Raw genomic sequence first — 20,257 nt, 5'->3', positions numbered from 1 at the left:
GGGGTTCCGGCCTACCGTGGACCCATGAGCGCGAACTGGCAGGACAAGGCGGCCGTCGACCTGATGCTCGACGATCTCGAGACCTGGGCCGTCGTCGGCCTCTCGACCGACACGAGCCGCACGGCCCACTCGATCGCGGCCCTGCTGCAGCAGCGGGGCAAGCGCATCGTGCCGATCCACCCGGACGCACCGGTCGTGCTGGGGGAGCAGGGCTACGCGACGCTCGCCGACGTGCCGTTCGACCTCGACGTCGTCGACGTGTTCCGTCGCTCCGAGGCCGCCGGCCAGTTCGTCGACGAGGCGATCGAGGTCGGCGCGAAGGCCATCTGGCTGCAGCTCGGCGTGATCGACGAGGCCGCGTTCGACCGGGCCCGCGACGCGGGCGTCCCGATGGTCATGGACACCTGCCCCGCGATCGAGTGGAACCGCCGCTAGTCAGTCGAGCTCCGCCAGCCTTCCTGCCGCGATGCGGAGGCGCCGCGGAGTGCGCCGCGCGATCGCGGTGTCGTGCGTGACGATCGCGACGGTGAGCCCACTGTCGGCGTGGAGCCGCTCGATGACGTCCCAGATCTCGTCACGCATCGCCTCGTCGAGGTTGCCGGTCGGCTCGTCGGCAAGCAGGACCCGGGGTCGCTTGACGAGCGCCCGGGCGATCGCGACCCGTTGCTGCTGACCGCCGGAGAGCTCGGCCGGACGGTGCGTCGCGCGGTCGGCCAGGCCCACCTGAGCCAGTACCTCGAGCGCCCTTTCGCGTCGCTCCGGTGGGGTGACCTTCCCGTCGCAATTGGATGGAAGGATCGCCACCTCGACGTTCTCGGCCGCGGTGAGCGTCGGGATCAGGTTGTAGTGCTGGAAGACGAAGCCGATCTCCCGCGCCCGAATCCGGGTCAGCTCGGTGTCGCTCAGCACCGCAAGGTCTTCGTCGAAGGCCTTGATGGAGCCGTCGCTCGGCCGGTCGAGCGCACCCAGCATCTGGAGCAGTGTCGACTTGCCACCGCCCGTGGGGCCCTGGATCGAGACGAGCTCACCGTCGTCGATCTGGAGGTCGATGCCCTCGAGGGCGTGGATCGTGCCGCGTTGTCTGGTGGCGTAGGTCTTGGTGAGTCCGGTGATGGAGTACATGTCCTGCTCCGTTCCTTGGGTGGGTGGGTGGTCAGGCGATGGATCGCAAGGCCACGGCGGGACTGAGGCGGGCGGCGCGCCAACCGCCGATCGCGCCGGCCAGGAGACCGCCGACGACTGCCACGCCGAGCGCGATCACGACGAGCTGGGGACTGATCGGGGCGTGCAGCACCAGGTCCACGGTGCTCGTGGCGGCTTCTTCGGCCTGGCCTCCGGGTCCGCCTCCGGGTCCGCCTCCGGGTCCGCCTCCGGACGCGCCGCCTCCGGGTCCGGTCGTGGCCGCCTGTGCCGCCGACAGCGTGATGCCGGCGACGTTGATCCCGACGATCGCGATCAGTCCGACGACCGCACCGATGACGCCGCCGATCAGTGACTGCACGAGCGACTCGCCGGCGACCTGCCCCACGACCCGGCGCCGCGACCAGCCGATGGCCTTCAGGGTGCCGAGCTCACGAGTGCGGCGGTTGACCCCCGAGACCGTGAACAGCGCGGCGAGGCCGAACGCCGCGACCAGGACCGCGATCGAGAGCCAACGACCCAGCGAGCCGGCCAGGTCGGAGGCACTCGACAACGAGCCGGTCACCGAGGACGCCAGGTCCTCCTGCGTCTCGACCGAGAGGTCGGGCAGTGATGTGCTGATCGCGTCAGCCACCTCGCCCACGGTGTCGGCCGAGATGGCCTGCACGTAGACCGTGGAGACCTGGTCGGTCAGGCCCGCGAGGGTCTGCGCGAGCGTCAGCGGGACGTAGACGTTCGACTCGGTCGCCACGCCCTCACCGCTGGTGGAGGTTGCGACGCCGATGACCGTCAGGTCGGTGCCGGCCACCGAGATCGCGTCGCCCACGGCCAGTCCGACCTCGCTGGCGTAGACCGAGTCGAGCACGGCCACGGGATCGGTGTCGCCGGCGCTCGACAGCCCCTCGCCATCGGTGATCTCCATCGTGGTCAGCGGACCGAGCGCATCGGTCGCGGAGTCGATGCCCGTGACGGTGAAGCGGTCGACCGAGAACGAGCTGGGCCCTGTCCCTTCGGTGGGCGGACCATTCTGGCCGGTGCCTCCACTGTTCGAGGTCATGTCCGGAACCTCGCCGCTGAAGATCGAGCTCTCGAGAGTCAGGGTCGCGGCCGCAGCGGCGACGCCGTCGAGGTCGGTGATGGCCGCGAGGTTCGACGATGCGAAGGCTGTCGTCCCCATGGCAGTGCTCAGGCGCTGCTGGGAGAGCTGGGTGGTGCCGTCGGTGGTCTCCCCGGCACCGTCCTCGAACTCGAACCGGTCTCCTTGGCCGGCTCCGCCGGTGCCGGGCTCGGCGGCCTGGGTCACGGTGACGTCAGTGCCGACGCCGTACACGGACTCCAGCACCTCGCTCTGGGCGTCGCGCACGCCGGCGGCGAACGCGTTGACGACGATGACGAGCGTGATGGCGACGGCTAGGCCGATCGCGACGATCACGGTCTGCTTGCGGCGACCGCTCAGCTCGCGCCTCAGGTAGGTGGTGAACACCGGGGTTCCTCTCGGACGACATCAGGGGGGATGACGTCACCGTAGGAAGCCAGGATCGGAACCGACTGGCGCCGGGCTGTGGTGGGACTGTGGGCAGGGTCCATGATCGTCCCGTGGCCATGTTCCGGGAGATCGACGTCCAGCAGACACCCATGGGTGAGCTGATCCTGCGTGAACGGTGGGACCCGATCGCCCGCCAGGACCTGTTGGAGATCAAGCTCAACGACGAGTTCCTGATGTCGAGCCTCTTCACGGTCTCCGAGACCGCGCTCGGCACGCTCGCGATGGCCGACTCGACGTTCGCCCAGATGGACGTCGTGGTGGGAGGCCTCGGGCTGGGTTGCACCGCGGTCACCGTGCTGGAGGACTCGCGGGTCCGCCACCTGGTCGTCGTCGACGCGCTGCCCGAGGTGATCGACTGGCACCGCCGTCACCTGATCCCCGCCGGGGCGCTCCTGACGACCGACGACCGGTGTCGGCTCGTCCACGGCGACTTCTTCGCCGGGGTCCGCGCCGGTGGTGAGCTCGATGCCGAGCGTCCCGGTCGTCGGTGGCACGCGATCGTGCTGGACGTCGACCACACGCCGCGCCACCACCTGCACCCGAGCCACGCGGACCTCTACACCGAGGCCGGGCTGGCGCGCATCAACGACCTGCTCCACCCCGGTGGTGTCTTCGCACTGTGGTCCGACGACGCCCCGGACGAGGACTTCCTGCGCACGCTGGCGGGGTCGTTCCGCGAGGCGCGGGCGGAGGTCGTGACTTTCCCGAACCGACTGACCGGCGGCACGTCGACCGCCACGATCTACCTCGCCCGCACGGCAGACTGATCACCCCGAGGAATGACGAAGGGCCGGAGCTCAGGAGCTCCGGCCCTTCGGTGGTACACCCCCTCGGACTCGAACCGAGAACCCGCTGATTAAGAGTCAGCTGCTCTGCCAATTGAGCTAGGGGTGCGCGGGGAAGAACGTTACCAGCCGAGGCCGCCGTTTTGAAATCGGGCGGGCCCCCGCGCCGGGCTCAGGACAGGTCGAGGTCGCCGATCCCGAGGTGCTCCACGATCGCCGCGGCGGCTGCGTGGCCACCCAGGCCGCTGACGGCCCCACCGCGGCGCGCGCCGCTGCCGCACTCGAGCACGCGCGGGTGCTCGGTGGCGACGCCCCACCGCTCGGCCGGGGTGTCGGCGGTCTCGTCGTCGTCGAGCCAGGGCCAGGCCAGGTCCCCGTGGAAGATGTGCCCGCCGGGCATCGCGAGCGCGGCCTCGACGTCGCTGGGCGTCTTGACCTCGACGCCCAGGACCAAGGGAGTCAGCGGCTCGGCGAGGTGCTCGTCGATCGCGGCCACGACCCGGGCGTAGGCCTCCTGCGCCGCGGCCGCATCGGGGAGCGTCGACGGTGGGGTGTGCAGCCCGAAGTAGGTCAAGGTCTGCGCCTCGGTCGCCGCGAGCTCCGGGCCCAGGATGCTGCGGTCCGTCAGGGTGTGGCAGTAGACCTCGCCCGACGCGCGTGTGGGGAGGTGTCCGGAGGCGGCCTCGGCGTACGCGGCCTCGAGCTCCGTGAGGGACTCGCCCAGGTGCAGGGTGCCGGCGAACGCGATCGCCGGGTCGATCCCGCTGCGCAGGCGGGGGAGTCGTGAGAGCAGCAGGTTGACCTTGAGCTGCGATCCCTCGGGTGGTGGTGCGGACGGGGTCCCCCGGAGCTCGGCCAGCGCCGCGGGAGCCACGCCCGAGAGCACGTGACCGGCCCGCCAGGTGCGTCGCCCCGCCGTGACGGTGACTCCGTCGTGGTCCGGCCGGACGGTGTCGACCGTGGTGGCGGTGACGATCTCGGCACCCGCCTCGCGGGCCACGCGCTCGAGCTCGCCCGTGACGGCGCCCATGCCACCGACGGGCACGCGCCACTCGCCCGTGCCGTTGCCGACCAGGTGGTAGAGGAAGCAGCGGTTCTGCACCAACGACGGCTCGTGCAGCGAGGCGAACGTGCCGATCAGGGCGTCGGTCGCGACGACCCCGCGCACGAGGTCGTTCGCGAACCGCGCCTCGATCGCCTCGCCGAGCGGTCGCTCGACCACCTCGGACCAGGTCGTCGGATCGGTGCGGTCGCGCAGGTCGCTCGCGCGGGGGAGCGGACGGAGAAGCGTGGGCGCGACGACCGCGGCGAGCTCCTCGACGTCGCCGTAGAAGTCACGCCACTGCGAGATCTCGGTGGAGCCGCCAGTGAGGCGACGGAACGACTCGGCGGTCGCTGCCGGGTCGGCGCTGACCAACAACCCGTCCGGGGTCCCGTCGGGGTGGACGTAGGGCGTGAACGAGGCCGTGTCGCGCGAGCGCAGCTCGAGTCGAAGGCCCAGCTCCGCGACGAGCCGGTCGGGGAACAGGCTCACGAGGTAGGAGTACCGCGAGAGGCGGGCGTCGTGGTCGGGGAAGGTCCGGGCGCTCACCGCGGCCCCGCCCACGTGCTCGAGCCGTTCCAGCACCGTCACCGCGAGGCCGGCGCGGGCCAGGAGCGTCGCGGCGACGAGGGCGTTGTGGCCGCCTCCGACGATCACGACGTCGCGGTGGTCAGTGGTGTGGCTCACGGTCACAACCTACGGTGGATCGATGACGAATCACGGGGGAGAGCAGGGGACGGGCGAGGTCAAGGCGCGGTGGCGGCTCATCGGGCCCGGCCTGGTGGTGGCCGGCACGGGAGTGGGTGCCGGCGACCTCGTCGCGACGCTCACGGCCGGTGCGAAGTTCGGCTACGCGCTGCTGTGGGCGGTCGTGCTCGGGACCTTGTTCAAGATCGCGCTGCTCGGGGTCGGCGCGAACGAGCTCTCCAAGGCCGTCACCGGCGTGTTCTGAGGGCCCGCGGCTCGGGGGGCGGTGAGTGTTCCACCCAACGCACCTGGCCCACCCCCGGGAGGGGTCCGAAAGGTGGCTAACTCACCGCCCCACCCCCGCGGGTCAGGCGAGCGTGGGCTGCACGCGGTAGACCGACTGCACCAACGCGATGACCGAGGCGGCCACGGTGCGGCCGGGGTCGGTCAGGGCGTAGTCGACGTGCTGGGCGAGCGTGTCGTGCTCGGCGCGCGAGACGAGTCCGCCGGCCTGCAGCTGCTTGAGGGTCTGCGACAGCATCTTGTCGCTGATGCCGTCGATCCGGCGGCGCAGCTCCCCGAACCGGGCGCTCTCGACGTCGCTCAGGGCGGCGAGGGTCAGCGTGCCCCAGCGGCTCGTGACGAGCTCGAGCGTCTCGCGGGACGGGCACTGCGTCGCGAACACGTCGTAGTCGGGTGCGCTCATGGTCGACCTCCTGGCGTCATGCTAACCCATGGGTAGTGCTATTGGAAAGTAAGTGCTAACGTCTGGAAAGTAGTAAACCCCCCAACCTCAGGAGCACCCCATGACCATCGCCGTCACCGGAGCCACCGGCCAGCTCGGCCGCCGCATCGTCGCCCAGCTGCTCGAGCGCGTCCCCGCGTCCGAGCTCGTCGCGGTCGTGCGCGACGAGGCCAAGGCCGCCCCGCTCGCCGAGCAGGGCGTCGAGATCCGCGTCGCCACCTACACCGACGTGCCCGCCCTCACCGCTGCGTTCGCGGGCGTCGACAAGGTCGTGCTCGTCTCGGGCAACGAGATCGGCCAGCGCGCCGTGCAGCACGGCAACGTGATCGAGGCCGCCCAGGCCGCCGGTGTCTCGTTCATCGCCTACACGAGCGTCCTGCACGCCGACGGCTCGCCGCTTCTGGTCGCCCCCGAGCACGTCGAGACCGAGACGCTGCTCGCCGACTCCGGCCTGGCCCACAGCCTGCTGCGCAACGGTTGGTACCACGAGAACTACGCGCCCAGCATCGACGCGGCGCGCGCCTCCGGTGCGGTCGTGACGAGCGCCGGCGACGGCCGGGTCGCCAGCGCGTCACGCGACGACTTCGCCGCGGCTGCCGCCGTCGTGGTCACGTCGGACTCGCCGGAGCGGGTCTACGAGCTGTCGGGCGACGTCGCCTGGACGCAGGCCGAGCTGGCCGCCGCGATCGGCGAGGTCATCGACCAGGACGTGTCGGTGCTGGACGTCGACGCGGCCAAGCACGCCGAGATCCTCACGGGCGCGGGCCTCGACGAGGGGTCGGTCCACTTCGTGGTCGCGACCGACGGCCACATCGCCGAGGGCCACCTGGCCGCCACGCCGGGCACCCTCGCGACCCTGATCGGTCGCCCGACCACGCCGCTGGTCGAGACGCTCCGCGCCGTGAGCTGAATCCTGCTGCCGGAAGGTGGCCTGCGTCACTAGGCTGCCCCCATGACGCAGGCCTCCTCCGACCGAGCCCGGTACGTCGGAGCGATCGACCAGGGCACCACCAGTACACGCTTCATGGTGTTCGACCACGCCGGCGCCGAGGTGGCGCGGCACCAGGTCGAGCACGAGCAGATCCTGCCGCGTGCCGGGTGGGTCGAGCACGATCCCGCCGAGATCTGGCGCAACACCGAGCTGTGCATCCGCGAGACGCTCGCGGGCGCCGACCTCACCCACGACGACCTGGTGGCCGTGGGCGTCACCAACCAGCGTGAGACCACGGTCGTGTGGGACCGCCGCACCGGCAAGGCCTACACGAACGCGATCGTCTGGCAGGACACCCGCACGGCCGAGATCGCCGCCGAGGCGGACGAGAAGCATGGCGACCTGATCCGGCACCGGTCCGGCCTGCCGCCCGCGGCGTACTTCGCCGGCGGCAAGATCGCCTGGATCCTCGCGAACGTCGACGGCGTGCGCGAGGACGCCGAGGCCGGCCACGCGATCTTCGGCACGATCGACACCTGGCTGCTGTGGTGGCTCACGGGCGGTCCCGACGGCGGCCAGCACCTGATCGACGTCACGAACGCCAGCCGCACGATGCTGATGGACCTCGAGACGCTGGCCTGGGACGACGAGCTGCGCGACGTCTTCGGCGTCCCGAGCTCGATGCTGCCCGAGATCCGGTCGTCCTCGGAGGTCTACGGCACGACGCTCCCTGACGGTCCGTTCGGCGGCGAGGTCAGGCTCGCGGGCGACCTCGGCGACCAGCACGCCGCCCTCGTCGGGCAGGCCTGCTTCAAGCCGGGGGAGCTCAAGAACACCTACGGCACCGGCAACTTCCTGGTGCTCAACACCGGCACCGAGATCGTGCGCTCGAGCCACGGGCTCCTCACGACCCTCGGCTACCAGCTGGGGGGCGAGGCGCCGGTCTACGCGCTGGAGGGATCGATCGCGGTCACGGGATCGGCCGTGCAGTGGCTGCGCGACCAGCTCGGCATCATCGACGACGCCGCCGAGACCGAGACGCTCGCCGCGAGCGTCGAGGACACGGGCGGGGTGTGCTTCGTGCCGGCGTTCTCGGGGCTCTTCGCGCCGCACTGGCGGCCCGACGCGCGGGGCGCGATCGTGGGCCTCTCGCGGTTCAACACCAAGGCCCACATCGCCCGCGCCGCACTCGAGGCCATCTGCTTCCAGAGCAAGGACGTCGTCGACGCGATGGTCGTCGACGCGGGCCTCGAGCTCTCGATCCTGCGGGTCGACGGGGGCGTCACGGCCAACGACCTCTGCATGCAGATCCAGGCCGACGTGCTCGGTGTCGAGGTCAGCCGCCCCGTCGTGACGGAGACCACGGCGCTCGGCGCGGCCTACGCGGCCGGGCTCGCCGTGGGCTTCTGGACGAGCTGCGAGGAGCTCGTCGACAACTGGCAGGAGAGCAAGCAGTGGTCCCCGCAGTGGGACGACGGTCAGCGGGAGTCGTCGCACGCGCAGTGGACCAAGGCCGTCGAGCGCACCCACGGCTGGGTCTAGCGGGTGTGGGCACGGCCGGAGCCTGATTGACTGGGGGCCATGCGATCGGTAGCGCTGTCTCCCCGTCTCCGCCAGGCCTCGCTCGACGCGATGGGCACCCAGCACCTCGACGTGCTGGTGATCGGTGGCGGGGTCGTGGGCACGGGCGCCGCGCTCGACGCGGCCACCCGCGGTCTCTCGGTGGGACTGGTCGAGGCGCGCGACTTCGCATCGGGCACGTCGAGTCGCTCGAGCAAGCTGATCCACGGCGGCCTCCGGTACCTCGAGATGCTCGACTTCCGCCTGGTCGCGGAGGCCCTGGCCGAGCGCAGCCTGCTGATCGAGAAGCTCGCCCCCCACCTCGTGAAGCCGGTGCCGTTCCTCTACCCGCTCACGCACCGCGTGTGGGAGCGCTTCTACGCCGGCTCCGGCGTCCTGCTGTACGACACGATGGCGCGCCTGTCGGGGCGGTCGCGCGGCGTCCCGCACCACACGCACCTGACCCGTCGGGGGGCGCGCAGGATCATGCCGGCGCTCCGCAAGGACGCGCTGGTCGGTGCGCTGCACTACTACGACGGGCAGGTCGACGACGCCCGCCACACCATGATGATCGCCCGCACCGCGGCGGCCTACGGCGCGCACGTCGCCACGCGGGCGCGCGTGGTCGACCTGCTGCGTGAGGGCGGCCGCGTCGTCGGCGCCCGCGTCGCCGACCTCGAGACGGGCCATCAGATCGACGTCCGCGCGCGTCAGGTCGTCAACGCCACGGGCGTCTGGACCGATGAGACGCAGTCGTTCGCGGGCGAGCGCGGGCAGTTCCACGTCCGCGCGTCGAAGGGCATCCACCTCGTCGTCCCCCGTGACCGGATCCGCGGCGAGTCCGGCCTGATCCTGCGGACCGAGACGTCGGTCCTGTTCGTCATCCCGTGGGGACGCCACTGGATGATCGGCACGACCGACACCGACTGGTCGCTCAGCAAGGACCATCCGGCCGCCAGCCGCAGCGACATCGACTACCTGCTCGACCACGTCAACGCCGTGCTCGTCGAGCCGCTCACGCACGATGACGTCGAGGGTGTCTTCGCGGGCCTCCGGCCGCTGCTGGCGGGGGAGTCCGACGCCACGAGCAAGCTGTCGCGCGAGCACGCCGTCTCCACCAGCACCCAGGGCCTCGTGGTCATCGCGGGCGGCAAGTACACGACGTACCGGATCATGGCCAAGGACGCGATCGACGCGGCGGTGCACGCCATGAGCGCCGACCTGGACCGCAAGGTGCCGCCGTCGTGCACCGAGGACGTCCCGCTGCTCGGCGCCGACGGGTACGAGGCGATGTGGAACCAGCGGCACCAGCTCGCCGGCTCCTCGGGCCTCAGCGTCGGGCGCATCGAGCACCTGCTCGACCGCTACGGATCGTTGACGCTCGAGCTGCTGGACCTCGTGCGGAAGTACCCCGACCTCGGCGATCCCCTCGGTGGCGCCGACGACTACCTGCGCGCCGAGGTCGTGTACGGCACGACGCACGAGGGCGCCCGCCACCTGGACGACATGATTGCGCGGCGCACCCGGATCTCCTTCGAGACCTTCGACCGGGGCACCGACGTCGCGGTCGAGGTCGCCGATCTCATGGGGCGCACGTTGGGGTGGAGCAAGTCGCAGCGCAGCCGTGAGGTCGAGCACTACCTGAAGCGGGTCGAGGCCGAGCGCGAGAGCCAGACGATGCCCGACGACGAGACCGCAGATGCCGCCCGGATGGGTGCGCCGGACGTCGTTCCGGTCCAGGTGACCGCGGCCGAGAAGACGGAGCGGCCCGAGAAGGTGTCCCGACGCTCGAAGGCACCGACGCCCGAGGTCCGCTCGGAGCCCCAGGTCGCGGGTCCTGAGGGCTCGGCGTGAGCACGTTCGACCCGGTCGAGCCCGAGATCGACGACCTGACCGACCCGCGGTCGCCGCTGTCGCGCACGCTCATCACGGTGGCCGCCACGGCGGTCGTGGTGCTGCTGGTCGTCGGTCTCGTCCTGGGCGTCGGTCGCCTCACGCGCACCACCGAGACGACGGCCGAGACCTTCACGGCCGATCCGACGCAACCGTTGCGGTTCGTCGTCGAGAACCTCGACGTCCGCGTGGTCCCGGCGTCCGCCGACGACATCACGGTCGACGCCGAGGTCGTCGGCGGCTGGCTCGGCACCGACTACGAGACCGAGCAGACCGGCGGCGACATCCTGCTGACGGCCAGCTGCCAGCCGCTGCTGATCCCGGGGTGCGGGGGCAGCGTCACGATCGGCGTGCCGGCCGGCGCGCAGTTCGAGCTGCAGGCCTCCGGCCAGGACGTCGACCTCGCCGGCATCGACGGCGTCGCGACGATTCGCACCGGTTCGGGCGACGTCACCGGCAGCGACCTGGTCATGGTCGACCTGGGCGTCACGACGAGCTCCGGCGACGTCGACCTCGCGTTCGCGCAGCAGCCGCTCGGCCTCAAGACCACCACCGACTCCGGCGACGTCGACGTCGTGGTCCCGGCCGGCGACGTGACCTACGACGTGGTCACCGTGGCCGACTCCGGCGACGTCGAGTCCGACCTCGAGCCGGGCGGCGACGGCTCCGAGGGGTTCATCGCGATCGAGACCGACTCCGGAGACGTGACCCTCGAGGAGCGCTAAGGACCAGCGGGGCCCGCGACCCTCAGGCGAGCGCCAGCTGGGCCTTGACCTGGGCGACCGACGGGTTGGTCAGCGCGCTGCCGTCGGCGAAGACCAGGGTCGGCACCGTCTGGTTGCCGTTGTTGGCCTTCTCGACGAGCTTCGCGGCCTCGGGGACCTGCTCGATGTCGACCTCGTCGAACGTGATGCCCTCGCGCTTGAGCTGGCCCTTGAGCCGGTGGCAGTAGCCGCACCACGGGGTGCTGTACATCGTGAACGTCTCACTCATGGACTGTCTCCTTCGACCTCTACGCTTGAGTCAACCACGCCCCCCAGCATCTGATTCCTCCCAGGAGCCTCGCATCAGCACGACGTCCCACCCCCTGCTCGACGCACTCGACCCCGAGCAGCGCGAGGTCGCGGTCGCCCTCAAGGGTCCCGTCGCCGTCATCGCCGGTGCAGGCACGGGCAAGACCCGGGCGATCACGCACCGCATCGCGTACGGCGTCGACACCGGCGTCTACAAGCCGCAGGAGGTCCTGGCGGTCACGTTCACCACCCGGGCCGCGGGGGAGATGCGCGGCCGGCTCTCGCAGCTCGGTGCGCCCGGCGTGCAGGCCCGCACGTTCCACTCGGCCGCGTTGCGGCAGCTGCGCTACTTCTGGCCGCAGTTCTACGGGGGCGACCTGCCGGAGATCATCGGCTCCAAGTTCGCCCTCGTGGCCGGCGCCGCTCGCCGCGTGGGGCTGCGCGGCGACAACGCCGTCATCCGTGACCTCGCCTCCGAGATCGAGTGGGCCAAGGTCAGCAACGTCGTGCCGCACGACTACACGGGCCGGGCGGCCGGCCGGGTGGTCGGCGACCTCGACCTGGGCGACGTGGGGGCCACCTACGCGGCGTACGAGGAGATCAAGCGCGAGCGCCGGGTCATCGACTTCGAGGACATCCTGCTCTTCACCGCCTCGATGCTCGACTCCGACGAACGCATCGCGGCTCAGGTCCGGAGCCAGTACCGCTGGTTCGTGGTCGACGAGTTCCAGGACGTCAACCCATTGCAGTCCACGCTGCTCGACCTCTGGCTCGGCGGTCGCTCCGACGTCTGCGTCGTGGGCGACCCGTACCAGACCATCTACACGTTCGCGGGGGCGTCGCCGGCCGCCCTGCGCACCTTCGCCGGCCGGTTCGACGACGCCACCCGGGTCGAGCTGGTGCGCAACTATCGGTCGTCGCCGCAGATCGTGGCCGCGGCCAACGCGGTGTTCAGTGGGTCGCAGCGCACGGGCGTCACGCTCCAGCCGCAGAACCCGGCCGGTGACCCGGTCGACTACACGGGCTACGCCGACGAGGCCTCGATGGCCGAGGCCGTGGCCGACGAGATCGTGGCGCTCAACCGTCGCGGGGTCCCGTACCGCGAGGCCGCCGTCCTGTTCCGCATCAACGCGCAGTCGGAGGCCTTCGAGGAGGCGCTCGGCTCGCGCGGCGTCCCGTTCATGCTCCGAGGTGTCGAGGGCTTCTTCCAGCGGGCCGAGGTGCGCCAGGCCGTCACGCTCCTGCGCGGCGCCGCGGCGGCGGCCGACTCCGGTGACCTCATGGGCGACGTCCGCGCGGTCCTGGCCGGGATGGGCCATCCCGACGAGGCCCCCAAGGGCACCGGTGCCGCTCGCGACCGGTGGGAGTCGCTGCACGCGCTCACCACGATGGCGGCCGACTTCGTCGAGGCCGACCCCCAGGCCACCGTGTCCGCCCTGGTCGCCGATCTCGAGCGACGCGCGGAGTCGGCGCACGCCCCCACGGCCGACGGCGTCACCCTGGCCACGTTCCACTCGGCGAAGGGCCTGGAGTGGGACGCCGTGTTCTGCACGGGCCTGCACGAGGGCATGCTGCCGATCATCCACGCGCAGACCCCTGAGGCCGTCGAGGAGGAGCGCCGGCTGTTCTACGTCGGCGTCACGCGCGCCAGGCGCCACCTGTACCTGACCTGGGCCACGGCCCGCACGGCCACGGCCCGCACCAAGCGCAACCCCACCCGCTTCCTCGACCCGCTGCTGCCGGCCGGTCATGCGGCCCGCGCCAGTCGTAGCGCCGACCGCAAGGTGCGCACGTGCCCGGTGTGCGGCCAGGTGCTCGCGACGTCGGCCGACCGCAAGCGCGGACGCTGCGCCGACTGCCCCGTCACCTACGACGAGGAGCTGTACGAGCGCCTGCGCACATGGCGCACCGAGGTCGCCACCGACCGGAAGGTGCCGGCCTACGTCGTGTTCAACGACAACACGCTGAAGCTGATCGCGGAGGTCAAGCCCGCCGACGGGCCCGCGCTGCTGCGCATCAGCGGTGTCGGACGACGCAAGCTCGACGAGTTCGGCGAGTCACTGCTCGACATCGTCGGCGAAGCCCGGTAGCTCCTCCTCGAGGATCTGCTTGAAGGGCGCGGTGGCCTCGAGCTGGCTCAGCACCCCGATCGCCCCGGTCCAGACGCGGTGGATCAACAGGTACTCGGGCGGCAGGTTGACCTTCATCGCGGTACCCATGCCCTCGGCCCCCGGCGCCGTGACGCGAGTCATCTGCTCCCGCAGCCACGCGCGGCTGAAGCTGAACTCGTCGACCGTGGCGGGCTCGAAGAACGGTCCGACGTAGGCCGCGAGCGTCTCGGGGTCGATCTTCACCCCGGCCCGGATGAAGCCTTCGTCGCGCAGGCCCTGCGACACCGCCTCGGCGTCGCCCGACACGGCCTTGCGCAGGAGGGTGCCGATCGCGGGCGGGAACCCGCCCTCGAGGCGCGCGACGGCACCGAAGTCGACGACGCCGAGCCGCCCGTCGGCCAACGTGCGGAAGTTGCCGGGGTGGGGGTCGGCGTGCAGCAGGCCGCACCGGCGCGGGCTGCCGATCAGGAACCGCACGAACTGCTCACCGTGGGTGTCGCGCTCCTGCTGGGTCCCGCTCGCGATGACCTGGGCCAGGGATCCGGTGCTCTCGAGCCACTCCGTGACCAGCACCCGCTCGGTGTGGGCCACGACGCCGGGCACGGCGTACACGGGGTCGCCGGCGTAGGCGGTGGCGAAGACCGTCTGGGACGCGGCCTCGAGCGAGTAGTCGAGCTCCTCCTCGACGCGCGCCTGCAGCTCGGCGATCAGGGGCTTGACGTCGAGACCGGGGGCGAGGACCGAGAACAGGCGCGACAGCCGCGCGATCTGCCGCAGGTCGGCCCGGAGGGCACGGGCGGCGCCGGGGTACTGGATCTTGACGGCGACGTCGCGGCCGTCGGCCCACACGGCGCGGTGGACCTGACCGATCGAGGCCGCAGCGACGGGCGTGTCGTCGAACGAGCTGAACCGGTCGCGCCAGAAGTCGCCGAGCTCGTTCTGGAGCACTCCGTGCACCGTGGAGGCCGGCATCGCGGGAGCGGCGTCCTGCAGCTTGGTGAGCGCCTCGCGATAGGGCCCGGCCAGCTCGTCGGGCAGGGCCGCCTCGAACACGCTCATGGCCTGCCCGAACTTCATCGCGCCGCCCTTGAGCTCGCCCAGGACGGAGAAGATCTGGTCGGCGGTACGACGCTGGACGTCGGTCAGCACGGCCTGCGCCGGGCGGCCGACCATGCGCTTGCCGACACCGAGGGTGGCGCGCCCCGCGAAGCCCACGGGCAGCGCGGCGAGGCGAGCGGTGCGCCCGAAGGCGCTGCCCGGCATGACGCCCTTCTTGCGGCCGTCGTTGTCATCGCCCTGTGCCACGCATTCAGGATACGGGCGACTCCGCGACGTGCGTGGTGAGCAGGTGGCACGGGCAGTCCGGATGGAAGGCCACGGCCAGGCGCGTGGCGCGGGTCGGTTCGGGTCCGATCGTGAGTCGGGCTCCCACCGTCCTGACCGCTTGGCGGTCGCAGGCGGCCAAGACGTCCGACACGACCAGGGCGGCGACGGCCTGGGCCAGCTCCGCGCCGACGGCGTGCGGGCGGTCCGGACGGTCCAGCGACGGCCAGTGTCCGGCCCACCCGGTGGCCCACGAGGCGCGGGCGTGATCGGCGCAGCGCAGGCAGGGGGTGCGCCCCGCGTCGATCCAGGGGCCCACGACGCAACGGCCCTCGTCGAGCACGACGGGCAGCACCGTGGCTCCGGTGCCCACGAGCGCCTCGACCGTGTCGCGGTGGGGCTCACCCGCGGTCAGCACGACCAGGACGTCGGCCGGGCGGTCGGCGCGCACCGCGAGTCCGCCGATGCGGGCCCCGAGCCGCACCAGGTCGGCGAGGTCGTGACATCCCGGCCCGGCGTGCACGGCCAGCACCGTGCGTGCGCGAGCCGTCATGGCGGCCGGGTCGCGGCCGCGCAGCACCGCCGCGGCGACCTCGTCCCGGGGCGCCCGACACCTGATCCACGCCTGCGCGTCGACGACGGCGCCGCGACGGACCAGGTCGTCGAGCAGCGCCTGTGCCTCGTCGAGCTGGCACCCCGCGGTCTCGGCGGCTGCAGCGCAGACGACGTCGCGGGTCCGCACGCCGTCGATGGCGGCCACCACGGCACGCAGCAGTGCGGAGTCGTCGACGACGACGCCGGGGTGCGACCCGAGGCGCAGCCGGCGGGCGTCGTGGCGGGTCAGGTGGGTGCCAGGGGCGAGTGCGGGGCGTCGGACCATGCGCCCAGCCTCGGGTCGCCGGCCCGGCGCGTCACGCGGTCGTCCACAGCCGGCGTCCAGACGGCGCGGGTCAGGCCTTGCCCAGGATGCGGGTCAGGTTCGTGGAGCACACCGGGCAGACCCCCTTGGCGAGCTTGGTGCCCTTCGCGTTGACCTCGATCGAGCCGCTGGCCTCGCGCTTCTCGCGGCACTTCACGCAGTAGAACTCACCGCTCCAGGTCTCCGACATGGTCGACTCCTTCGTTCGCCGACGTCGTTGTGACGCCGGTCACATGGGAGCATAGGGTCAGCGAGGCCTACGACGGGGGAGGCAATGCGTCAAGCGTTTCCGGAAATCTCTGTCCACCGCTGTGGATAAACCTGGGGACGGCCTGGGGGAATCGCCGCGTGCGGTGTGGACGCACCGGTGGACACGGTGTGGGCAAGTGGCGGCGGCCGTCGGTCCCACCTCGTACCCTCGGCGTCGTGGAGGACGTGGAGATCCGGCGCTCGGCCCGCCGTCGGCGCACCGTGCAGGCGCGGCGCGAGGGGGACCGTCTCGTCGTCATGGTGCCCGCCGGGCTCGACCCCACCGAGGAGCAGCGGCTCGTCGACTCGCTCGTCGCCAAGGTCACCGCACGCGAGCAGCGAGAGGTCCTGAGCGGCGACGACCTCCTGGGTCGGGCGGCACGGTTGTCGGCGCGGTACCTCGACGGCCGGGCCCGACCCTCCTCGGTGCGCTGGGTCACCAACCAGCACGCCCGCTGGGGGTCGTGCACCCCGTCCACGGGCGAGGTCCGGATCTCGCACCACGTGCGCGACCTGCCGGAATGGGTCGTCGACTACGTCCTGCTCCACGAGCTCGTGCACCTCGTGGTGCCCGGCGGTCACACGCCCGAGTTCTGGCAGGAGCTCGGTCGCTTTCCGCGGGCCGAACGCGCTAGGGGTTTCCTCGAAGGCGTCGCCCACCAGCGCTGACGAGGCGTCGCACGTCGTCGTCGGTGGCGGCGGGCAGGTCGTCGACGCCGAACCAGCGCAGGTCCTCGGACTCCTCGGACCGCACCGCCGTGGCGCCCTGGGGCGCGACCGCGACGAGCTGCACGTCGAGGTGGTGCCCACCCGGCACGCAGAACGGCACCGCGTGCCGGGACAGGAGCACCGGGACGGGGTCGATCGCGAGGTCGTCGATGCCGGACTCCTCGACGCCCTCGCGCCGGGCCGCACCGGCGAGCGTGGTGTCGGTCTCCTCGCAGTGGCCGCCGGTCTGGAGCCACAGACCCGCCTTGCCGTGCAACGTCAGCAGGACCTGCCGGTGGTCGGCCGAGAACACCAGGACGCTGCCCGTCAGGTGGTCGGGGCGGCTCGACCGGTACATCGCGTCGTCGCGCTCGGCCAGCACCGCGAGGTAGGTCTGGCGGAGGCGCTCCTGCTCGTGGTCGGGGGCCCGCCACGCCGTGAGCGTCGCGACGGCGTCGGCGTGGAGGTCCTCGGTCACGCGTCGTCGTCGAGCAGGCGACGCAGCTCGTCGTCGAACGGGTCGGCGCCGTCCTCCGTGGAGCGCGGCTCGGCGAAGCCCAGCGGGTCGTCGAGGTCAGCAGGCCCGGGCAGCACGTCGGGGTGCTGCCAGAAGCGGTCGCGGGCCTCGGCGCCCTGACGGTCGCGCACGGCCGCCCAGAGGTTGACGGCGTCGCGCAGACGCCGCGGCCGCAGCTGGAGCCCGACGAGGCTGGCGAAGGTCTGCTCCGCGGGTCCGCCGCTGGCGCGACGGCGACGCATCGTCTCGGCGAGCGCGACGGCGGCCGGCATGCGGTCGTGCGTGGCCTGCGTGACGACCTCGTCGACCCAGCCCTCGACGAGGGCCAGCAGGTGCTCCAGCCGTGCGAGCGCCTGCTGCTGGTCGGGAGTGGGCTCGGGGTCGAACAGGCCGTTCTGCAGCGCGTCGACGATCTCCTGCGGTCGTGACGGGTCGAACTCGGCGGCCCGACGCTCGATGGCCTCCAGGTCGATCCGGGTGCCGCGGCCGTACTCCTCGACGGCGGTCACGAGGGCGCCCTTGAGCCACGGTGCTGCCGCGAACAGGCGGTGGTGGGCGCACTCGCGGAGCACGACGTAGAGCAGGACGTCCGAGGTGCGCAGCTCGAGCCCGTCGCCGAACGCGGCGAGGTTGGCCGGCAGCACGGCGGCGACGCCGGTGGGTCCGAGCGGGAGTCCGATGTCGGTCGAGCTGAGCACCTCGCCGGCGAGCTCACCGAGGCCGCGTCCGAGCTGCTGGGCGAACATGGCGCTCCCGGCCTGCGACAGCATGCCGATCAGGGGGCCAGCCATGGCCTTGATCTCGTCGGGCATGGCCTGGCTCATCGCCTCGACGACGTGCTCGGCGACGGGCTCGGCCAGGGTGTGCCACGTGTCGGCGGTGTGCTCGATCCACTCCGCACGGCTCCACGGGGCCGCGGTGGTGGCGCCGCGCGGCAGCTCGGTGGCGTGGTCGAGCCACATCTCAGCGAGCTGCACCGCGTCGGCCACGGCGGCCTGCTCGGCGGCGGTGGGCGACGGATCGGGTCCGGCTCCCGCCGTGGTGTGGCGAGCCACCTCGAGCGTGACCGAGGCGTCGACCGTGCCGTCGTGGGGCTGGAACATCCGCTGGACCTGGGCCATCAGGGCATTGAGGTCGGGTGCCGCACCCCCGGACGGACCGTTCGGCAGGAATCCGGACGGGCCGGCTGCGCCGGACTGTCCGGGCATGCCGAACTGCGAGAAGAGGGCCTCGAACGGCGTGCCCGCGAAAGGGTTCTGCGGGGTGTCGTCGCCGGAGTCGTCGGGGCGGTCTGCGTCATGGTCTGACATGGAGCCACGATATCCGGCTCACCCCAACCAGTGCGGCCCTATCGTGGGCCCGTGTCCCTGACCCCTCCACAGCCCGATCACGATCCCTGGATCGGCTTCGAACCCTCCGTCAGCCGCCGCTACGTCACGGTCGTGGTGGCCGCCGTCACCACGATCCTGCTGACGATCGTCGCGTTCATGCTGCCGGTGCCGTACGCGACCCTGCAGCCGGGTCCGGTGTTCGACACCCTCGGCGAGTTCAACGGCGAGCCGATGCTCGCCGTCGAGGGCGGTGTGGCGACGTACCCGACCGACGGCGCGCTCGACTTCACGACCGTGTCGGTCACCGGTCCGGACGGCAAGGTCGGGTTCAGCGAGGCCCTGCTGGCCTACTTCGACTCCGACGTCCGGGTCGTGCCGAAGGACTTCCTCTACCCGGAGGGCGAGACCGCCGAGGAGTCCGACGCCCAGTCGGCCGCGCAGCTCGCGTCCTCCAAGGACAACTCGACGGTCGCGGCCCTTCGGGCGCTGGGCTACGAGGTGCCCGAGCAGGTGGAGATCGGCGAGGTCGCGGAGGACGGCGCCTCGGTCGACCTCCTGGAGAGCGGCGACGTGGTCGTCGCGGTCGACGGCTCGGCCGTCGCCACGCCCCAGCAGGCGGTCGAGGCGGTCTCGGCCGTGACGCCGGGTGACGTCGTGACGCTCTCGGTCGAGCGTGACGGTGCGCCGCAGGACGTCGCGATCACGACCAAGCCCGCCGCGGACGACCCCGAGGTCCCGCGGATCGGCGTCAGCCTCGCCTCGCGGTTCGACCTGCCCGTGCAGATCGACAACAACGTGGGCGACTCGGTCGGCGGGCCCAGCGCCGGCACGATGTTCGCCCTCGCGATCTACGACCTGCTGACTCCCGGCAGCCTGACGGGCGGCCGGCGGATCGCCGGCACGGGCGAGATCTCCCCGGACGGCGTGGTCGGCCCGATCGGCGGGGTGCGCCAGAAGATGGCAGGCGCGAACGCCGACGGTGCCGAGGTCTTCCTCGTGCCCGCCGACAACTGCGCCGAGGCCGAGGACGGCGACGACTTCGGCATGACGTTGGTCAAGATCACCGACCTCGACGACGCGATCGCCTCGCTGGAGACGCTCGCCGAGGATCCCGACGCGAAGGTCCCGAGCTGCTCATGACCACACTGCCTCCCGCTGGTGATCTCCCTGGCGACGACGGGGTCCTCGAGCTCCACCCCGACTCGCCCCTGCGCCGCGCCGCGCTCGAGATCGAGCAGCACGTCGCCGAGGCGGGCTGGGACCAGCCACCCCGCTTGTTCGCGCTGGTCCGCACCGCCGAGCTCGTGGCGAAGCAGCCGGCGCTGGCCGACCAGGTCGGCGACGGCTCCGACGGTTCCTTCACGCCGATCGAGCAGGACGGCGTGCCCGCCGACGACTTCGAGTCGGCCCTGACCCGGCTGACCTGGCCCGACGAGGTGCACGGCTGCGCCGCGGTGATCGAGCGGTTCATGGTCCCGCCGGAGGCCGAGGAGGGCCTGCCCGACGACCCCGCCGAGGCTGCGGCCGTGCTGGCGGCCCACCCGGACCGCCAGGAGGTCAGGCTCGTCGCGGCGGTGCTCCGCGGCGGGACCTCGCACAGCGCCGTGCGCGGCCGCGGTGCGCCCGACGAGGACTCCGACTCCGACCTGCTCGAGGGCCCTGACCTGGTCCCCGGACTGGTGGCGCTGCTCGGCCAGACCCTCGTTGGGGACGCGTGACGTACAGTTCGGGATCCACGGACTCATCCCTACGCAGGA

The 20,257-nt window shown here is 71.9% G+C and carries 21 protein-coding genes and 1 tRNA gene; 11 read left to right on the top strand and 11 right to left on the bottom strand.

The genetic code is table 11. From position 1 onward, the window contains the following. The first annotated feature begins 24 nt into the window (after window positions 1-24). Entirely contained in the window at window positions 25-435 is a 411-nt protein-coding gene (locus tag V6S66_RS11355; RefSeq protein ID WP_334206849.1) for a CoA-binding protein, read from the top strand. On the opposite strand, the gene V6S66_RS11350 is transcribed toward V6S66_RS11355, so the two are convergent. Beyond that, window positions 436-1,122, bottom strand: coding sequence for an ABC transporter ATP-binding protein (locus V6S66_RS11350; RefSeq protein ID WP_334206848.1), 687 nt, complete (start codon window positions 1,120-1,122; stop codon window positions 436-438). It lies immediately after the preceding gene. 31 nt (window positions 1,123-1,153) lie between these two features. Then, window positions 1,154-2,623, bottom strand: a complete 1,470-nt coding sequence (locus tag V6S66_RS11345) for an ABC transporter permease (RefSeq protein ID WP_334206847.1) — start codon at window positions 2,621-2,623, stop codon at window positions 1,154-1,156. A 119-nt stretch (window positions 2,624-2,742) separates the two neighbouring features. Here V6S66_RS11345 and V6S66_RS11340 point away from each other — a divergent pair, with 119 nt between their 5' ends. Further along, the gene (locus V6S66_RS11340) at window positions 2,743-3,453 is read left to right on the top strand and encodes a spermidine synthase (RefSeq protein WP_334207258.1); all 711 of its coding nucleotides are present in this window, start codon (window positions 2,743-2,745) and stop codon (window positions 3,451-3,453) included. Between the two features lie 51 nt (window positions 3,454-3,504). Here the strand turns inward: V6S66_RS11340 and V6S66_RS11335 are convergent. Together V6S66_RS11335 and V6S66_RS11330 are read right to left on the bottom strand one after the other, a co-directional pair. Next, a tRNA-Lys gene (locus tag V6S66_RS11335) sits at window positions 3,505-3,580 on the bottom strand. Window positions 3,581-3,643: 63 nt separating this feature from the next. Beyond that, on the bottom strand, window positions 3,644-5,200 hold the full coding sequence (locus tag V6S66_RS11330; protein WP_334206846.1) for a phytoene desaturase family protein: 1,557 nt from the start codon (window positions 5,198-5,200) through the stop codon (window positions 3,644-3,646). 22 nt (window positions 5,201-5,222) lie between these two features. On the opposite strand from V6S66_RS11330, the gene V6S66_RS11325 reads away from it, so the two are divergent. Then, the gene (locus V6S66_RS11325) at window positions 5,223-5,465 is read left to right on the top strand and encodes a hypothetical protein (RefSeq protein WP_334206845.1); all 243 of its coding nucleotides are present in this window, start codon (window positions 5,223-5,225) and stop codon (window positions 5,463-5,465) included. A gap of 102 nt (window positions 5,466-5,567) precedes the next feature. On the opposite strand, the gene V6S66_RS11320 is transcribed toward V6S66_RS11325, so the two are convergent. Next, entirely contained in the window at window positions 5,568-5,906 is a 339-nt protein-coding gene (locus V6S66_RS11320; RefSeq protein WP_334206844.1) for a winged helix-turn-helix transcriptional regulator, read from the bottom strand. Window positions 5,907-6,006: 100 nt separating this feature from the next. Between V6S66_RS11320 and V6S66_RS11315 the strand changes: the two genes are divergently transcribed. Genes V6S66_RS11315 through V6S66_RS11300 form a run of 4 tightly spaced genes read left to right on the top strand, consistent with a single transcriptional unit; the run spans window position 6,007 to window position 11,054 of the window. After that, window positions 6,007-6,855, top strand: a complete 849-nt coding sequence (locus V6S66_RS11315) for an SDR family oxidoreductase (RefSeq protein WP_334206843.1) — start codon at window positions 6,007-6,009, stop codon at window positions 6,853-6,855. 42 nt (window positions 6,856-6,897) lie between these two features. After that, window positions 6,898-8,418 carry a glycerol kinase GlpK gene (glpK, locus tag V6S66_RS11310; RefSeq protein WP_334206842.1) on the top strand — a complete coding sequence of 507 codons (1,521 nt, stop codon included), beginning with the start codon at window positions 6,898-6,900 and terminating at the stop codon, window positions 8,416-8,418. Between the two features lie 39 nt (window positions 8,419-8,457). Beyond that, window positions 8,458-10,290, top strand: coding sequence for a glycerol-3-phosphate dehydrogenase/oxidase (locus V6S66_RS11305; protein ID WP_334206841.1), 1,833 nt, complete (start codon window positions 8,458-8,460; stop codon window positions 10,288-10,290). After that, the gene (locus V6S66_RS11300; RefSeq protein ID WP_334206840.1) at window positions 10,287-11,054 is read left to right on the top strand and encodes a DUF4097 family beta strand repeat-containing protein; all 768 of its coding nucleotides are present in this window, start codon (window positions 10,287-10,289) and stop codon (window positions 11,052-11,054) included. Before V6S66_RS11305 ends, V6S66_RS11300 begins: the two co-directional genes overlap by 4 nt. A gap of 22 nt (window positions 11,055-11,076) precedes the next feature. Here V6S66_RS11300 and V6S66_RS11295 read toward each other — a convergent pair whose 3' ends face one another. Further along, a complete protein-coding gene (locus V6S66_RS11295; protein ID WP_334206839.1) occupies window positions 11,077-11,322 on the bottom strand; it encodes a mycoredoxin in 246 nt (81 codons plus the stop codon). Between the two features lie 25 nt (window positions 11,323-11,347). Between V6S66_RS11295 and V6S66_RS11290 the strand changes: the two genes are divergently transcribed. After that, window positions 11,348-13,432, top strand: a complete 2,085-nt coding sequence (locus V6S66_RS11290) for an ATP-dependent DNA helicase UvrD2 (protein ID WP_334206838.1) — start codon at window positions 11,348-11,350, stop codon at window positions 13,430-13,432. On the opposite strand, the gene V6S66_RS11285 is transcribed toward V6S66_RS11290, so the two are convergent. From V6S66_RS11285 to V6S66_RS11275, 3 genes are all read right to left on the bottom strand, one after another. Then, entirely contained in the window at window positions 13,400-14,758 is a 1,359-nt protein-coding gene (locus V6S66_RS11285) for an ABC1 kinase family protein (protein WP_334206837.1), read from the bottom strand. The genes V6S66_RS11290 and V6S66_RS11285 overlap by 33 nt on opposite strands. Window positions 14,759-14,762: 4 nt before the next feature. Beyond that, a complete protein-coding gene (locus V6S66_RS11280; protein WP_334206836.1) occupies window positions 14,763-15,656 on the bottom strand; it encodes a hypothetical protein in 894 nt (297 codons plus the stop codon). A 70-nt stretch (window positions 15,657-15,726) separates the two neighbouring features. Continuing rightward, window positions 15,727-15,885 (bottom strand): DUF5679 domain-containing protein, encoded by a 159-nt coding sequence (locus V6S66_RS11275; protein WP_334206835.1) that lies wholly within the window; start codon window positions 15,883-15,885, stop codon window positions 15,727-15,729. A 236-nt stretch (window positions 15,886-16,121) separates the two neighbouring features. Here V6S66_RS11275 and V6S66_RS11270 point away from each other — a divergent pair, with 236 nt between their 5' ends. Then, complete coding sequence (locus tag V6S66_RS11270; protein ID WP_334206834.1) at window positions 16,122-16,613, top strand: M48 metallopeptidase family protein; 492 nt, start codon at window positions 16,122-16,124, stop codon at window positions 16,611-16,613. Here V6S66_RS11270 and V6S66_RS11265 read toward each other — a convergent pair. Both V6S66_RS11265 and V6S66_RS11260 read right to left on the bottom strand, forming a co-directional pair. Further along, a complete protein-coding gene (locus V6S66_RS11265) occupies window positions 16,576-17,130 on the bottom strand; it encodes an NUDIX hydrolase (RefSeq protein ID WP_334206833.1) in 555 nt (184 codons plus the stop codon). The two genes, V6S66_RS11270 and V6S66_RS11265, sit on opposite strands and share 38 nt — an antisense overlap. Then, window positions 17,127-18,479, bottom strand: a complete 1,353-nt coding sequence (locus V6S66_RS11260; RefSeq protein WP_334206832.1) for a zinc-dependent metalloprotease — start codon at window positions 18,477-18,479, stop codon at window positions 17,127-17,129. The genes V6S66_RS11265 and V6S66_RS11260 overlap by 4 nt, the downstream gene beginning before the upstream one ends. Before the next feature lie 51 nt (window positions 18,480-18,530). Between V6S66_RS11260 and V6S66_RS11255 the strand changes: the two genes are divergently transcribed. Further along, window positions 18,531-19,640 (top strand): YlbL family protein, encoded by a 1,110-nt coding sequence (locus tag V6S66_RS11255; RefSeq protein WP_334206831.1) that lies wholly within the window; start codon window positions 18,531-18,533, stop codon window positions 19,638-19,640. After that, the gene (locus V6S66_RS11250; RefSeq protein WP_334206830.1) at window positions 19,637-20,218 is read left to right on the top strand and encodes a PPA1309 family protein; all 582 of its coding nucleotides are present in this window, start codon (window positions 19,637-19,639) and stop codon (window positions 20,216-20,218) included. Before V6S66_RS11255 ends, V6S66_RS11250 begins: the two co-directional genes overlap by 4 nt. The last annotated feature ends 39 nt before the right edge of the window (window positions 20,219-20,257 follow it).

Source organism: Aeromicrobium sp. Sec7.5 (assembly GCF_036867135.1).
Classification (GTDB): Bacteria; Actinomycetota; Actinomycetes; order Propionibacteriales; family Nocardioidaceae; genus Aeromicrobium.
This window is presented reverse-complemented; position numbering and strand designations above follow the sequence as displayed.

Bases quoted from the DNA above. Each gene is read 5' to 3' on its own strand.
- V6S66_RS11355 (WP_334206849.1), top strand. From the start codon at position 25: ATGAGCGCGAACTGGCAGGACAAGGCGGCCGTCGACCTGATGCTCGAC.
- V6S66_RS11350 (WP_334206848.1), bottom strand. From the start codon at position 1,122: ATGTACTCCATCACCGGACTCACCAAGACCTACGCCACCAGACAACGC.
- V6S66_RS11340 (WP_334207258.1), top strand. From the start codon at position 2,743: ATGTTCCGGGAGATCGACGTCCAGCAGACACCCATGGGTGAGCTGATC.
- V6S66_RS11325 (WP_334206845.1), top strand. From the start codon at position 5,223: ATGACGAATCACGGGGGAGAGCAGGGGACGGGCGAGGTCAAGGCGCGG.
- V6S66_RS11320 (WP_334206844.1), bottom strand. From the start codon at position 5,906: ATGAGCGCACCCGACTACGACGTGTTCGCGACGCAGTGCCCGTCCCGC.
- V6S66_RS11315 (WP_334206843.1), top strand. From the start codon at position 6,007: ATGACCATCGCCGTCACCGGAGCCACCGGCCAGCTCGGCCGCCGCATC.
- glpK (WP_334206842.1), top strand. From the start codon at position 6,898: ATGACGCAGGCCTCCTCCGACCGAGCCCGGTACGTCGGAGCGATCGAC.
- V6S66_RS11305 (WP_334206841.1), top strand. From the start codon at position 8,458: ATGCGATCGGTAGCGCTGTCTCCCCGTCTCCGCCAGGCCTCGCTCGAC.
- V6S66_RS11295 (WP_334206839.1), bottom strand. From the start codon at position 11,322: ATGAGTGAGACGTTCACGATGTACAGCACCCCGTGGTGCGGCTACTGC.
- V6S66_RS11280 (WP_334206836.1), bottom strand. From the start codon at position 15,656: ATGGTCCGACGCCCCGCACTCGCCCCTGGCACCCACCTGACCCGCCAC.
- V6S66_RS11275 (WP_334206835.1), bottom strand. From the start codon at position 15,885: ATGTCGGAGACCTGGAGCGGTGAGTTCTACTGCGTGAAGTGCCGCGAG.
- V6S66_RS11260 (WP_334206832.1), bottom strand. From the start codon at position 18,479: ATGTCAGACCATGACGCAGACCGCCCCGACGACTCCGGCGACGACACC.
- V6S66_RS11250 (WP_334206830.1), top strand. From the start codon at position 19,637: ATGACCACACTGCCTCCCGCTGGTGATCTCCCTGGCGACGACGGGGTC.